Here is a 14,889-nt window from a genome sequence, read left to right as displayed (position 1 = left end):
AAAGGCGCAAATTATAGCGCCTATCGATAGAATTGGCTAGGCAAAGTGTTTTTTAGCTCTTAGATGACAATTCGTTAGATTGTTGAATCATATTTTTCATTCTGGCTAATTCAATTCTCGCATAACGATGCTCAACAAAATCATAAATATTGGTGGCTAACGTTAAACGATAGAAATTAGCCGCTTGCTGATATTGACCATTTTCAGCAGCATGTTTCGCTAAGTAAAAATAGGCTTCACATAAACGTTCTGCATATTCTTTAGGCTGAGACAAACCTTCTTTTGCGGCAGCAAATACTTGTTCTTGATTTATCTTACCTAAGTAAAAATCGACTAACACACTAGACCAGTCTTTATCCTTTAACTGCTGACGCTGTATCGCAAGGTCTGCCAAAGCAGGCTTATTATCGATTGAGGAAGACATCAAATACAGCCATAAAGCTCGATAACCGTCACTTGGGTCACGATCATAGAATGCTTTCATATCATCAACGGCTAATTCGTAACGTTCGCCATAATATAATGCAATACCACGATTTAAAAAGGCATAGTCATAGTTTGGTGACAGTTCGAGTACACCATCAAATGCTTCATAAGCACTATCAAACTCGCCTTCTTGGGTGTAATAAATACCAAGAAAGTTATATGCATCGGCTAGATCAGGCTGTAATTTTAATGCTTGATGAAAATCGATTCTGCCAAGTAGACGTAATCCGACACTGTCATAAATGACCCCTCGATCGTAATGAAAACGAGCACGTTGTTCGTCAGTTAACTCCATGGTAGCCAAAATTTCATTTAGCTTTGCGAGTGTCACTTCTAATTTATAATCAGGCATAACCGGCGCGACAATCATCTGCCCTGCAATATTATCATTTGAACCTAACGTTGCAGCACACCCTGACAACAACATACTTGCACCGACAACAACGGCAACGATTGTGGTGCGTAGTTTACATTCCATCCGCTTTACCTTATCAGGTTCTATTAATATTCAATATCATAGCAATCTGGCAATCTAAGAGCCATGCACATTACAGATTATTTTTTTATAGATAAAAAAAGGAGATCAAATGATCTCCTTTTGTGTCGTTAAGCCTTTAAATTACATTACTCAGCAGTTTCTTTCGCTTGAGCTTCTTTAATTGATAGTCTTACACGACCTTGACGATCCACTTCCATTACTTTAACAGCAACTTCTTGGTTCATCTCTAAATGGTCTGACACGTTAGCAACACGCTCATCGCTAATTTGCGAGATGTGAACTAAACCGTCTTTACCAGGAAGAATGTTAACGAACGCACCAAAATCAACGATACGAATAACTTTACCGTTGTAGATACGGCCCACTTCAACTTCTGCAGTGATTTCTTCAATACGACGGATTGCTTCTTTAGTCGCTTCACCGTTTGAAGAGGCAATCTTCACAGTACCATTATCATCAAGCTCAATTGTAGTACCCGTTTCTTCGGTAAGCGCACGAATTACCGCACCGCCTTTACCAATAACGTCACGGATCTTCTCAGGGTTAATCTTGATGGTAGTGATTCGTGGAGCATGGGCAGAAATATCGTCACGATGTGAACCAATAGCTTGATCCATAACGTTTAGAATATGAACACGAGCACCATAAGCCTGTTGCAGTGCGATATCCATGATTTCTTTAGTGATACCTTCGATTTTGATATCCATCTGCAATGCAGTAATACCATCACGAGTACCGGCTACTTTAAAGTCCATATCGCCTAAGTGATCTTCATCGCCTAAGATGTCAGAAAGCACAACAAAATCGTCGCCTTCTTTAACTAGACCCATTGCAATACCCGCAACAGAAGTCTTGATTGGTACACCTGCATCCATCAATGCTAATGAAGTACCACATACTGAAGCCATTGAGCTTGAACCGTTAGATTCAGTAATTTCAGATACAACACGAATGCTGTACGGGAATTCTTCAGCTGAAGGCATCACGGCATTCATACCACGCCATGCTAACTTACCATGACCGATTTCGCGGCGCTTAGGTGAGCCAACCATACCTGTTTCACCAACAGAATACGGAGGGAAGTTATAATGAAGCATAAAGCGATTAGTACGTTCGCCCATGATGCTATCAATCTTCTGCGCATCACGTTCAGTACCTAAAGTACAGGTTACTAATGCTTGAGTTTCACCACGTGTAAATAATGAACTACCGTGAGTACGTGGAAGTACACCCGCTAAAACACTTAACGCGCGGATCATATCTGGTTCACGACCATCGATACGAGGCTTACCACTGATAATACGGCCGCGAACAACGCTTTTCTCTAAACTACCGAGTAAGTTGTCTACTTCACGAGTATCAACATCTGGATTCTCTGCAACTAGTGCAGCTTTAGCAGTAGCTTTAACAATACCGACTTGTACATAGCGGTCTTGTTTAACTTCAATTTGGTAAGCTTCTGTCATGCCAGCTTCTGCAAGATCTTTGATTTTAGCAACTAACACTTGATCTTGAACTGGTGCAGTCCAATCCCATGTTGGTTTGCCAGCTTCAGCCTTGAACTCAGCAATAGCATCAACAACAACTTGTTGTTGATCATGTCCGTAAGTTACCGCACCTAACATGATTTCTTCTGCAAGCGCTTTAGCTTCAGATTCAACCATAAGTACAGCAGCTTTAGTACCCGCAACCACTAGGTTTAGTGAACTTGTTGCAAGCTGATCAACTGTTGGGTTAAGTACATATTCATCGTTGATATACCCAACACGCGCAGCACCTAGTGGGCCACTGAAAGGAATACCAGAAATAGCTAACGCTGCTGAGGTACCAATCATCGAAACAATATCTGGCTCGATTTGTGGATCAACAGAAACCACAGTGATGATAACTTGAACTTCGTTTTTAAAACCGTTAGGGAATAAAGGACGAATAGGACGGTCAATAAGACGCGCAATCAGAGTTTCATCTTCTGATGGACGGCCTTCACGCTTGAAGAAACCACCAGGAATTTTACCTGCAGCATAGGTTTTTTCTTGATAGTTAACAGTTAGCGGGAAGAAGTCACGGCTTAAATCCGCTACTTTTTTACCAACTACAGTAACTAATACTGTGGTATCGCCCATGCTTGCTAAAACTGCAGCATCAGCTTGACGTGCAATAACACCTGTTTCTAAGGTGACTGTATGTTGACCATACTCAAAACTCTTTACAATTGGATTCACGTGACCCATTCCTTAATTTAATGACCTTTAATTACGCGCACAAGTATACTTCAATTAGACCGAATAGTTAAATAGACGCGAGTTACAGAATGTGAAAATCTTTAAAATAATCATTTTCCTACATGAGATCATCGTATTAACAAATGATTTAGACGTTATTAAGCAAAAAACTTTACGATTAAGTGACCTGAGGTTTGCTATTTGATTTGATTATTGATGACAAGACAGATGAATTTGACTAAAGTTGTAGCTAATAGTGTCAATTTTTGTAAGGGTTAACGAATTAATTAGCCACGTTAAGATTGATTTAATAGAACCTATAAATCATGAGTAACTTTAGCATTTTAAAATGCTAAAACCAACGTAGAATCAGTCACTTATATGACATGGAATAATACATGACTGCCCGTTTTAAGTCTCTTACATGGAAACAAACTAACTTAGTGGTATTTACTGCTTTGTTTTTTGCAATTGCCATCTTTATCGTAGAAATTGCGTTAGTTGTTATAACGACTAAACAACAGCTTACAGCAGCACAGCAAGAACTACTCAATTCCGTCGAGCAAACCACTACGAATGCGGTATGGTCGTTAGATGACAAACTTGCTAGTCAAACACTCGAAGGCATCATCAAAGTAGATAACGTCGGTTCAGCGGTCATTGAGCTTGATGATGGTTCGCTATTTGTATCTGTGGCCAATGAATCTGATGAGTTTTCCAATAACTACATATCGTTAAGTAATCGTCTTTTTGGTAATTTGAAAGAAATTTCCCGTTCGCTGTATCGTCCGTTCTACTTTGAAGGCAACAAACAACAGCAACTCATTGGCACATTGACCATTTTTTACGACACCCAAAAACTGACGACTAAACTCTTCAGTCAGCTACAACTTGGGCTAATAGCGACATTGGCTCGCGCACTATTGCTCACTTTAGTATTAACAGTGGTGTTTCATCGTTTTTTAACACAACCCATCGCACGCATTAGTGAAGCTATTGATAAAATTGATCCAGACTATCCTGATGAAAACTTGTTGCCGATGTCTCAAGCCCATAAAGATGATGAATTAGGCCTAGTGACCAGTAAATTTAATCAAATCTTATTACAATTCAGCCAAACTCAAAATAAACTGCGAAAAATGGCGACACGTGACCCATTAACAGGGCTACCGAATCGAACCTTATTGTTAGAAACACTCAATGTGACAATTCAACGTTCACGTGTTCATAAGCGAAATTTTGCACTACTTTTTATAGACTTAGATCGTTTTAAAAACGTCAATGACTCTTTAGGTCATGCATTAGGAGATCAATTCCTCGCCCGAATCGCACGTATTTTAGAAAGAGTGGTAGGTGATCGAGGTAGCGTAGCGCGCTTAGGCGGCGATGAATTTGTAATTTTAGCCGATGAAATTCAAACCCCATCACAAGCAGCTGATTTTGTTGATAAGTTGCTGATCCAATTAAATACTCCAATTCAGCTAAACGAACATGCTATTCACCCAGCGGCGTCTATCGGTATATCGATATATCCCGAAGATGGTAACACCGCAGAGGATTTAATTCGTCATGCAGATATTGCCATGTACAGCGCTAAAGCCGCTGGTTCTAATCAATGGTCGTTCTTTAAACAACAAATGACCGAACGTGCTGCAGTGAGATTACGTACAGAAGCCTCGTTACACGATGCTTTGAAAAACAACGAGTTTTTATTATATTTTCAACCTAAATTTGACTTAAACACCAATAAAGTCGTCGGATGTGAAGCTCTTATTCGCTGGCAAAAAGACGGCCGATTAATAAGTCCTATGTCATTTATCCCTGTAGCCGAAGAAACCGGTATTATCATCCCTATTGGACGTTGGGTTATCGAGCAAAGCTGTAAAGTCATCAGGGAATGGCAACGTAAATATAATTATGCTATCCCTATTGCTGTGAATGTGGCCTCGCAACAATTTGCAGATGCCAGTTTAGTACCTGATATTAAGCAACTGGCGATCCGTTATCAAATACGTCCGGAATTACTTGAAATAGAAATTACAGAAACGTCACTGATGAATGATGTTGAACAAGCAATTACTAAATTAGAACAACTCAAATCAGCGGGTTTTGGTATTGCGGTCGATGATTTTGGCACAGGATATTCTTCATTATCATATTTACGTCATTTACCGATTACCACAATGAAAATTGACCGTGCATTTGTTAGCGATCTTCCAGAAGATAGCGCAATTGCGTCAACTATTTTAATGCTCGGGCGCCAGCTTGATTTGACCATTGTTGCTGAAGGTATTGAAAACATTCAACAACTTGAATGGTTAAAAGAAAATCAATGTGAAATCGGTCAAGGTTTTTACTTCAGCCAGCCATTACCCATAGAAGAATTTGAAGAAAAATATATTGCCTGCAATACCGCGAAAATAATGCATGTTTAACCGCAACAAACGCAAGCCCAAATCAGGCATGCCAAAGTATTCATTAGCGGCCAATTATGAATAAAGCTTGATCGTAAGAGTTGGGTTGGTCTGTGGCGAGTTCGCCACAATAAAGCGGTATTATCTAAAGGTGGCTGTCTTAACCTTCCGCAGGTTATATTACCTCATCTAAAGAGCTTAATTGTTTCGGCAAAATTGTAAGCATTCTCTATTCTCTATTCTCTATTCTCTATTCTCTAAACAATCCTAGCAGCACTCTATTGAAATGGTCATCAAACTTAGTACATTGCCGTAATTGTTTGAGACAAATGTAGGGTTCAAATTGTTGTTTTATTTACTCACTCACTAGAAGTTGCCGATGGCAGGATATTAAGTTGTCAAAGCCCATGCATTGACTATTAAGTCCCTGAGCAAGTGATTAGCACTTTCTTGGCTACTGCATAATTGTTGGTGTGATTGTACTAGATAACGACTCCTGCGAGCCCTAACGCCTTTAATCCTGCAATCTCTAGTCTACATTCAATGTTAAATCATATAAGAGTGCTCACACCTATGTTTATGGAACAACTTAAGTATTCAATTTACTGTATTGGGTATGATGTTAAAAGATGTTGCAGATGAATAATAACCTGAAGATTATGCTGAAACGTAAATGCTTAGACAAATAAATAGCTTATATCTTTAATCAAATGGCCATATAGTTTCTGAATCAAGATCTTCTGAAATAATGAAATAATGAAATAAAATATTCAGAAATCATGATGACTATGAAAGATCGAACCGTAAATTAGTCATAGTCAATTAAACGATAAATATCGATGAAATTAGCTAGCAGGGTGGGATTAAGCGAGTATAAACAATGCAAGAACAAAAACAGCGGTTCTCGTCCAGCAAAACATCGTACAACAACTTACATTGGGATATTTAGCCATTAGAATAGCCTGAAGATATAAAAGACAACCAAGATAATACTCCCATATATTGGGTAGATAACGCCAAGACAACTGGTAGGTACGAGATTAGCAATATTTTCAGGCGAGTTCATTATTTTAGGCAATAAAAAAAGGAGGCTTATGGCCTCCCTCTTTACGGTTAAACTACTTACAAAAGTAAGCAGATGTCGAATTAACGACGTAAACCTAACTTCTGGATCATAGCAGTATAACGAGCTACGTCAGTACGCTTTAAGTAAGCTGAAAGCTTACGGCGTGCACTAACCATACGTAATAAACCACGACGAGAGTGGTGATCATGGATGTGCTCTTTAAAGTGACCTTGAAGGTGATTAATTTGAGCAGTTAACAAAGCTACTTGAACTTCAGTTGAACCAGTATCGTTTTCGCAGCGACCAAAATCAGCCAAAATTTTTGCTTTTGTTTCAGCACTTAGTGACATGTGTATCTCCAAAAAAAGTAAATGTATCTCTAGCCGATCACTAACTCAGCCAGAGTGAGCGCGATATTCTAACCAGATTGTTAGTTAACCGCAATAAAATTCGATTATTTATCTGAAAAAGCCAACGACGAAACCGACTCGACTACTCAGCAGTATCATTATCGTGGATTACAATCAAACGTTTTGGCGCTAATAAACCATCATCATTCATGATACCCATACCAACAAATCGGCGTTCATCGCCAATAGTGATACGAACTAACTCATCAGGCTTAAGTCCCGCAGCTTGAATTGCTTGTCCTTGCATGACGTAATATAACATCGCCTCAGGCAAGTTAATTTCAGCGAATTTAGCCACTGCAGTGTCCATTGGTAACAATAACGGATCCATTAGGGTCTGAGGAGCAACATCTTGTCTATGAGCTTGTTCAAGTAGTGCTTCTAATTGCGCTAAGGTAACCATTTTTTCATAAGGATATTCGGCAACTTGAGTACGACGCAACATAATAACATGTGCTCCACATCCAAGCATTTCACCTAAATCATCAATAATGGTACGTATATAAGTCCCTTTAGAACAATGAATGTCTAGGGTTAGTTCATCACCTTCAAGCTTAATAAAATTTAGCTCAAATACGGTAATTGGCCGTGACTCACGTGGAACTTCAATCCCCTCACGGGCATATTTATACAAAGGTTGACCTTGGTATTTTAATGCCGAATACATTGACGGTATTTGCTGAGTGGTTCCTCGAAAAAACGTGAGCTTTTCATCTAGTAATGCTTGAGTCACATTCACAGGGCGCGTTTGCACGACTTCCCCATCAGAGTCACTCGTATCAGTACGTTGACCCAATTTAGCGGTCACCAGGTAGCGCTTATCCGAATCTAATAGATGCTGAGAGAACTTAGTCGCTTCTCCGAGGCAAATAGGCAACATACCTGTTGCTAACGGGTCTAAAGCACCTGTATGGCCAGCTTTATTGGCATTAAAAAAACGCTTCACTCTTTGCAGGGCAAAATTAGAGCTCATGCCAGTATCTTTATCGAGTAATACGATTCCGTCGATGAAGCGACCTTTAGGGCGACGAGCCATTAATCTTGCTCCTTTTCACCATCAACAGACTCGCTGTTATCAGGTGCGTCAGGCGTAAACTGCTGCTGTTTGGCTTTATCTTTATTTATGACTTGTGTGACTAGGTTAGACATACGCATGCCTTCTACTAGCGAACTATCATAAATAAAACGTAATTCAGGCATAACACGTAATTTCATACGTCCAGCAACTAAAGTACGTACATAAGGCGCGGCTACAGTTAGCGCATCAATTTTTTGTTGAACAAGTTCAGTGTCTTCTTCAAAAAAAGTCACATAAACTTTTGCATAACTTAAATCACGAGAGACGTCGACGTCATTAACTGTGACAAAACCAATGCGAGGATCTTTCATATCGCGTTGCAACACCATTGCCAGTTCTTGCTGGAGTTGTTGTGCAATACGGCGGGTACGACTAAATTCTTTTGCCATGATGATATGCCATATCGTTAGGTCTACAATCAAAAAGGGCGGCTAAAGCCGCCCTTCCATTGGTACTTATAAGCTGCGAGCAATTTCGACTATTTCGAAGACTTCAATTTGATCGCCCACTCGGACGTCATTGTAATTCTTCACACCGATACCACATTCCATACCATTACGGACTTCTTGTGCATCGTCTTTAAAGCGGCGTAATGACTCAAGTTCACCTTCAAAGATAACCACGTTATCACGTAGTACACGAATTGGTGCGCTACGTTTAACAATACCTTCGGTAACCATACAACCAGCGATAGCGCCGATTTTAGGTGACTTAAACACATCACGAACTTCTGCAAGGCCGATAATTTCTTGTCTAAATTCAGGCGCTAACATACCTGTCATTGCAGCACGAACTTCATCAATTAGATTGTAGATGATGCTGTAATAACGTAAATCAACACTTTCTGAATCAATGGTCTTACGAGCCTGTGCATCAGCACGGACGTTGAAACCAACAAGAATCGCATTTGAAGCTGCTGCTAATGTTGCGTCGGTTTCGGTTAATGCACCTACACCACGAGCAATAATATTCACTTTAACTTCATCTGTAGACAGTTTAGCTAAAGATTCACAAATCGCTTCAAGAGAACCTTGAACATCAGCTTTAAGTACGATATTCAGCTCTTGTACTTCGCCTTCTTCCATGTTCGCAAACATGTTTTCTAGCTTAGACTTCTGCTGACGCGCTAACTTAATGTCACGGAATTTACCTTGGCGATACAATGCAACTTCACGAGCTTTACGTTCATCACGTACAACTGTCGCTTCATCACCAGCTAAAGGCACACCAGAAAGACCTAAAATCTCTACTGGAATAGATGGACCAGCTTCGGTAATAGCGTGACCGTTTTCGTCTTTCATCGCACGGATTTTACCGTACTCTAAACCACATAAAACGATATCACCTTGGCGTAACGTACCTTCTTGAACCAAGACAGTAGCTACTGGGCCACGACCTTTATCAAGTTTTGATTCGATAACAACACCCGCTGCCATACCATCACGTATTGCTTTAAGTTCTAATACTTCAGATTGAAGTAAGATACCTTCTAACAATTCGTCAACGCCCATACCCGTTTTGGCTGAAACGTGAACGAACATGTTATCTCCGCCCCAATCATCTGACATGATGCCATGTTGAGACAGTTCGCTCTTAACGCGCTCTGGATCAGCATCTGGCTTATCCATTTTGTTAACAGCTACGATTAACGGTACGTTACCCGCTTTAGCATGTTGAATCGCTTCAATCGTTTGTGGCATTACGCCATCATCGGCAGCAACAACCAAAATAACAATATCAGTCGCCTTAGCACCACGAGCACGCATTGACGTAAACGCCGCGTGACCAGGAGTATCAAGGAAAGTGATCATGCCGTTTTCAGTTTCAACGTGGTATGCACCAATATGCTGAGTAATACCACCGGCTTCGCCAGCAGCAACTTTCGCACGACGGATATAATCAAGTAATGACGTTTTACCATGGTCAACGTGACCCATGATAGTCACAACTGGAGCACGAGACTCTAGTTGGATATTGTCATCGCGATCTTTCAGTACTTGATGCTCAAGTTCGTTTTCACGAATAAGCACCACTTTATGACCTAATTCTTCAGCAACCATTTGGGCTGTTTCTTGGTCAAGTACTTGGTTAATCGTTACCATAGTGCCCATTTTCATCATTTGCTTGATGATAACAGTGGCTTTAATTGCCATTAAATGCGCTAATTCTGATACGGTTACGGTTTCACCGATACGCACATCACGACTAACAGCTGCAGCAGGTTTATTAAAACCGTGTGCCATAGATTCAGGTGCTGTACTGCGGTTACGCATGTGTTTTTCACGACCGTCACGAGCATCTTTTCCGCCACGTTTTTTGTTGGCGTTTTTGTTGCGCGCACGACGACCACGTTTTTCATCATCAGCATCTGAACTGTCTTCTGCTGCACGAGCAACTTTAGAGGTTGTGATGTGGTGATCGCCATTCTTTTCAGCATCTAAACGTTGGCGTTCTTCTTCAGCCCAACGCTTTGAGTTTACTTCAGCAAGGAGGCGTGCAGTTTCAGCTGCTTTAGCGGCTTCATCTTTTTGCTTTTGAGTAAGCACTGCTTCTTGAGTCGCTTTTAAACGATCTGCTTCAACTTTTGCTGCTGCAGTTTCTGGGTCAGCAACTTTAGTTACTTTAGGTTCAGACTTTACTTTTTCTGATTTCAATTTGGCTTCTGCTTCCGCTTTTTTCTTCGCTTCTGCATTAGCTTTCGCTTCTGCAGTTGCTTTTGCTTCAGCTTCCACTTTTGCTTGGGCTTCAGCTTCTGCTTTGGCTTTTGCTTGAGTTTCTAATTCAGCTTGTTTTGCTAATTCTGCATCATCGCGCTTAACAAAAGTACGTTTTTTACGTACTTCTACCTTCACGTCTTTCGACTGACCGCCAGTGCTTGCAACACTTAACGTAGACACCGTTTTACGTTGCAATGTCATTTTAGTCGGAACTGAATCTGCACCATGCTGTTTTTTTAGATAATCAAGAAGTTGTTGCTTCTCTTTTTCTGAAACAGTATCGAGTTGTTTTTTGTTCATACCAGCTTGTGAGAATTGCTCGATTAATCGATCAACCGATTTTCCCACTTCCGCTGCTAATTTTTCTACGCTTGTATCTGCCATCAATTAGATCCCCCTGTTGATCGACTTATGCTTCTTCGCCAAACCAACAGATATTGCGGGCAGCCATGATGAGCTCGCCTGCTTTTTCTTCTGTTAATTCTTCAATATCAATTAAATCGTCAATACCTTGCTCGGCCAAGTCTTCTAAAGTCACTACGCCTTTGCTCGCAAGAACATAAGCTAAATGTCTTTCTAATCCTTCCAATGCTAGTAAATCATCACTTGGCTCTGCACCATCTAACGCTTCTTCCGACGCTAATGCTCTTGTAGAGATTGCCGCCTTTGCACGTTCACGTAATGCTTCAACGATTCCTTCGTCGAAACCTTCTACTGCTAATAGTTCAGATTCTGGGACATAAGCAATCTCTTCTAGCGAAGTGAATCCCTCATCAGCCAATACGGCTGCAAAATCTTTATCTACATCCAGATAAGCTACAAACAAATCAATCACTTTTGCACTTTCGGCTTGGTGTTTTTTGTTCATGTCTTCAACTGTCATTACGTTTAGTTCCCAACCAGTAAGTTGAGTGGCTAAACGTACGTTTTGGCCATTACGACCAATAGCCTGTGCCAAACTGTCAGCTTCTACAGCAATATCCATCGAGTGGTTGTCTTCATCCACAATGATAGATGCAACATCAGCTGGCGCCATGGCATTGATCACATATTGTGCAGGATTATCATCCCACAACACGATATCGACTCGCTCGCCACCTAATTCGTTTGATACGGCTTGTACACGTGCGCCACGCATACCAACACAAGCACCAATAGGGTCAATGCGACGATCATTTGATTTCACAGCGATTTTAGCACGAGCGCCTGGATCACGAGCGGCACCCATTACTTCGATTAATTCGTCGTAAATTTCTGGTACTTCAACCCGAAACAGTTCAATTAACATTTCAGATTTACTGCGGGTTAAAAATAACTGCGCACCACGTGCCTCTGGACGTACTGAGTACAATAATGCACGCACACGGTCACCAGGACGGAAAGATTCACGGCTGATTAAATCTTCTTTAAATAACACGCCATCAGCATTGTTACCTAAATCAACAACTACGCTTTCACGGGTGCTTTTCTTAACAACACCAGTAACAATCTCACCTTCACGCTCAATAAATTGTTCAACAATTTGTGCACGTTCAGCTTCACGTACTTTTTGTACGATAACTTGTTTCGCGGTTTGTGTGGTGATACGGTCAAATGCAACTGAGTCGATCTGATCTTCAATAAACTCACCCACTTGAATCTCTGGTTCTTCATAACGAGCGGCTTCAAACGTAATTTCGCTGTATGGATTTTCCAGAGCTTCGCCTTTATCGTCAACTACCATCCAACGACGGAAAGTGTCGTAATGGCCTGTTTTACGATCAATAGCAACGCGAACTTCGATATCGCCTTCATATTTTTTCTTTGTTGCGGTAGCCAGTGCAATTTCTAGCGCTTCGAAAATTTTCTCGCGCGGAAGGCCTTTCTCATTGGAAACCGCTTCTGCGACTAGCAGGATCTCTTTATTCATTTGGTCTTGCCTCGTTCTTCACCTGAAACTATCAAAACTTAGCTATAACGTTGCCTTTACGGATATTATCCAAAGCAACAATCAAGTCTTTACCATCAACGGTGATAGTGAGCATTTGCCCATCAACACTACTGATGACGCCTTTTAAATTACGACTACCGGCAACAGGCATAGTCAATTGTACTTTTGTTTCTTCACCGATATAAGCTCTATATTGCTCGGCGGTAAATAACGGTCTATCTACGCCAGGTGAAGATACTTCTAATGTGTATTCTGTAGAAATAGGGTCTTCAACATCCATAACTGCGCTAACTTGACGACTGGCTTCTGCACAATCTTCAATATTGATGCCATTCTCGTGATCAATAAACACACGAAGAATTGAGTGACGACCAGCTTGAATATACTCAATGCCCCATAGTTTAAAGCCTAGAGCTTCAACAGGTACTGTTAACATTTCAACTAGCTTGGATTCTATTGTTGCCAAAAATGACCCCCAAAAAAACAAAAAAAGGGCTAATAGCCCCATTGCAACCCGCATCTAACACGGATATTTAAAAGTTCATATAACAAAAAACCCCGTAATCACGAGGTTATTTTATTATAAAACCTGTAAATTGTGATTTATTCTCTTACGAAATTAAATCACAAGGAGCTGGTTGCGGGGGCCGGATTTGAACCGACGACCTTCGGGTTATGAGCCCGACGAGCTACCAACTGCTCCACCCCGCGTCAACTGATGCAAGTATATTGATTTACACTATATCTTGCAATAACTAATCAAACTCAATCCATGATTTGTTAGTTTAAATCTGGTGCCGAGAGCGGGACTTGAACCCGCACGTCCGTTAAGACACAGCCACCTCAAGGCTGCGCGTCTACCAATTCCACCACCTCGGCGACACCTGGTATACTAGTCAGGAATTTTCGTTTCTGACTGTTCGGTCTGAACAGGCGCATCATCAATGATTTGCTCTGCTGCTGGACCTAAATCTTTCCACTGATCATTTTGCTCAGTGTGATTAGCACTTAAATTACCAATCACTAAACTTAATGCAAAAAAGCCAATGGCTAATACTGCAGTACTGCGAGTCAGGAAATTACCTGAACCACTTGAGCCAAATAAAGTGCCTGAGGCACCGGCTCCGAAAGATGCGCCCATATCGGCACCCTTTCCTTGTTGAATTAAAATTAAGCCAATAAGACCTAAAGCTACCACCAAGTATACAACTATCAGAACTTCGTACATATAATTACGCGCTCATTGCTATGGTACATAAACTTAAAAACTCACTTGAGTTCAAACTTGCACCGCCAATCAGACCACCATCAACATCAGGCTGGGCAAATATATCTGCCGCATTGCTTGGGGTGACGCTACCACCGTATAGAATTCTGATATTCTCACCAATAAAGGGAGATACTTCAGAGAGGCGACTGCGAATAAACGCATGTACTTCTTGTGCCTGTTCTGGTGTTGCGCTTTTACCTGTCCCTACAGCCCATAAAGGTTCGTAGGCGATAATTGCGTTATCAAAAGCCATGGTACCGTTTTTTTCAATTACTATATCAAGCTCTTCCGCAATCACCTCAAAGGTACGTCTTGCTTCACGAGCTGGCCCTGATTCACCTACGCATAAAATCGGTGTCAGACCATATTTTTGTGCTGCGGCAAACTTCTCTGCCACGATATTACTCGTCTCTCCGTACATACGGCGACGTTCGGAATGGCCGATAATAACATATCGACATCCAGAATCTTTTAGCATCTGCCCGGATATTTCGCCGGTATATGCACCAAAATCATGTTGACTAAGATTTTGTGCACCCATTCTAACAAGCGCACCATCTAAGGTTTGCTTATTGGCTTCAAGCAGCTGCCTAACACTTTCAAGATAAATTGAAGGCGGGCATAAAACCACTTCAGCGGAATCATTTTGGAGCTTTGTAGCAAACTTCTTAAATAGTTCTTCTGCTAGTGCTGAATTACCATTCATTTTCCAGTTGCCAGCGACCATAGGACGTCTGAGTGCCATTCACTGTCTCCTCTGAAAGCGGCGTGAATAATAGCGAACCACTTATCAAGTT

Annotated in this window: 11 protein-coding genes and 2 tRNA genes; 1 reads left to right on the top strand and 12 read right to left on the bottom strand. The window is 41.1% G+C overall.

The window, feature by feature from the left end; all coding sequences use genetic code 11:
• Positions 1 to 52 precede the first annotated feature (52 nt).
• Positions 53 to 964, bottom strand: coding sequence for a lipoprotein NlpI (gene nlpI / locus AAEY98_RS02095; protein WP_351014732.1), 912 nt, complete (start codon positions 962 to 964; stop codon positions 53 to 55).
• Between the two features lie 146 nt (positions 965 to 1,110).
• Positions 1,111 to 3,207, bottom strand: a complete 2,097-nt coding sequence (gene pnp, locus AAEY98_RS02090; RefSeq protein ID WP_192114422.1) for a polyribonucleotide nucleotidyltransferase — start codon at positions 3,205 to 3,207, stop codon at positions 1,111 to 1,113.
• Between the two features lie 398 nt (positions 3,208 to 3,605).
• Here pnp and AAEY98_RS02085 point away from each other — a divergent pair, with 398 nt between their 5' ends.
• Positions 3,606 to 5,642 (top strand): putative bifunctional diguanylate cyclase/phosphodiesterase, encoded by a 2,037-nt coding sequence (locus AAEY98_RS02085; RefSeq protein WP_162022528.1) that lies wholly within the window; start codon positions 3,606 to 3,608, stop codon positions 5,640 to 5,642.
• 1,125 nt (positions 5,643 to 6,767) lie between these two features.
• On the opposite strand, the gene rpsO is transcribed toward AAEY98_RS02085, so the two are convergent.
• From rpsO to tpiA, 10 genes are all read right to left on the bottom strand, one after another.
• A complete protein-coding gene (gene rpsO, locus AAEY98_RS02080; RefSeq protein WP_011636467.1) occupies positions 6,768 to 7,037 on the bottom strand; it encodes a 30S ribosomal protein S15 in 270 nt (89 codons plus the stop codon).
• A 142-nt stretch (positions 7,038 to 7,179) separates the two neighbouring features.
• Positions 7,180 to 8,133, bottom strand: a complete 954-nt coding sequence (truB, locus tag AAEY98_RS02075; RefSeq protein WP_351014730.1) for a tRNA pseudouridine(55) synthase TruB — start codon at positions 8,131 to 8,133, stop codon at positions 7,180 to 7,182.
• Complete coding sequence (gene rbfA, locus AAEY98_RS02070) at positions 8,133 to 8,564, bottom strand: 30S ribosome-binding factor RbfA (protein ID WP_101085742.1); 432 nt, start codon at positions 8,562 to 8,564, stop codon at positions 8,133 to 8,135. The genes truB and rbfA overlap by 1 nt, the downstream gene beginning before the upstream one ends.
• 66 nt (positions 8,565 to 8,630) lie before the next feature.
• The gene (gene infB, locus AAEY98_RS02065) at positions 8,631 to 11,276 is read right to left on the bottom strand and encodes a translation initiation factor IF-2 (RefSeq protein WP_101085743.1); all 2,646 of its coding nucleotides are present in this window, start codon (positions 11,274 to 11,276) and stop codon (positions 8,631 to 8,633) included.
• A gap of 25 nt (positions 11,277 to 11,301) precedes the next feature.
• Positions 11,302 to 12,801: a transcription termination factor NusA gene (gene nusA / locus AAEY98_RS02060; protein WP_101085745.1), complete on the bottom strand. Its 1,500-nt coding sequence runs from the start codon at positions 12,799 to 12,801 to the stop codon at positions 11,302 to 11,304.
• Positions 12,802 to 12,832: 31 nt separating this feature from the next.
• On the bottom strand, positions 12,833 to 13,288 hold the full coding sequence (gene rimP, locus AAEY98_RS02055) for a ribosome maturation factor RimP (RefSeq protein ID WP_041413431.1): 456 nt from the start codon (positions 13,286 to 13,288) through the stop codon (positions 12,833 to 12,835).
• A gap of 169 nt (positions 13,289 to 13,457) precedes the next feature.
• Positions 13,458 to 13,533, bottom strand: a tRNA-Met gene (locus AAEY98_RS02050).
• Positions 13,534 to 13,614: 81 nt separating this feature from the next.
• Positions 13,615 to 13,701, bottom strand: a tRNA-Leu gene (locus AAEY98_RS02045).
• Positions 13,702 to 13,714: 13 nt separating this feature from the next.
• Positions 13,715 to 14,050, bottom strand: a complete 336-nt coding sequence (gene secG / locus AAEY98_RS02040) for a preprotein translocase subunit SecG (protein WP_059746473.1) — start codon at positions 14,048 to 14,050, stop codon at positions 13,715 to 13,717.
• Positions 14,051 to 14,054: 4 nt separating this feature from the next.
• Positions 14,055 to 14,837 (bottom strand): triose-phosphate isomerase, encoded by a 783-nt coding sequence (gene tpiA, locus AAEY98_RS02035; RefSeq protein ID WP_011636460.1) that lies wholly within the window; start codon positions 14,835 to 14,837, stop codon positions 14,055 to 14,057.
• Positions 14,838 to 14,889 lie beyond the last annotated feature (52 nt).

Origin of the sequence: Shewanella sp. AC91-MNA-CIBAN-0169 (assembly GCF_040310165.1) — a bacterium.
In the GTDB taxonomy this organism is placed as follows: Bacteria; Pseudomonadota; Gammaproteobacteria; order Enterobacterales; family Shewanellaceae; genus Shewanella.
The sequence above is the reverse complement of the archived record's forward strand: the minus strand, read 5'-3'. Positions and strand labels throughout refer to the sequence as shown.

Coding starts and splice junctions, on each gene's coding strand:
- nusA (WP_101085745.1), bottom strand. CDS start 12,801: ATGAATAAAGAGATCCTGCTAGTCGCAGAAGCGGTTTCCAATGAGAAA.
- nlpI (WP_351014732.1), bottom strand. CDS start 964: ATGGAATGTAAACTACGCACCACAATCGTTGCCGTTGTTGTCGGTGCA.
- infB (WP_101085743.1), bottom strand. CDS start 11,276: ATGGCAGATACAAGCGTAGAAAAATTAGCAGCGGAAGTGGGAAAATCG.
- truB (WP_351014730.1), bottom strand. CDS start 8,133: ATGGCTCGTCGCCCTAAAGGTCGCTTCATCGACGGAATCGTATTACTC.
- secG (WP_059746473.1), bottom strand. CDS start 14,050: ATGTACGAAGTTCTGATAGTTGTATACTTGGTGGTAGCTTTAGGTCTT.
- rbfA (WP_101085742.1), bottom strand. CDS start 8,564: ATGGCAAAAGAATTTAGTCGTACCCGCCGTATTGCACAACAACTCCAG.
- AAEY98_RS02085 (WP_162022528.1), top strand. CDS start 3,606: ATGACTGCCCGTTTTAAGTCTCTTACATGGAAACAAACTAACTTAGTG.
- rpsO (WP_011636467.1), bottom strand. CDS start 7,037: ATGTCACTAAGTGCTGAAACAAAAGCAAAAATTTTGGCTGATTTTGGT.
- tpiA (WP_011636460.1), bottom strand. CDS start 14,837: ATGGCACTCAGACGTCCTATGGTCGCTGGCAACTGGAAAATGAATGGT.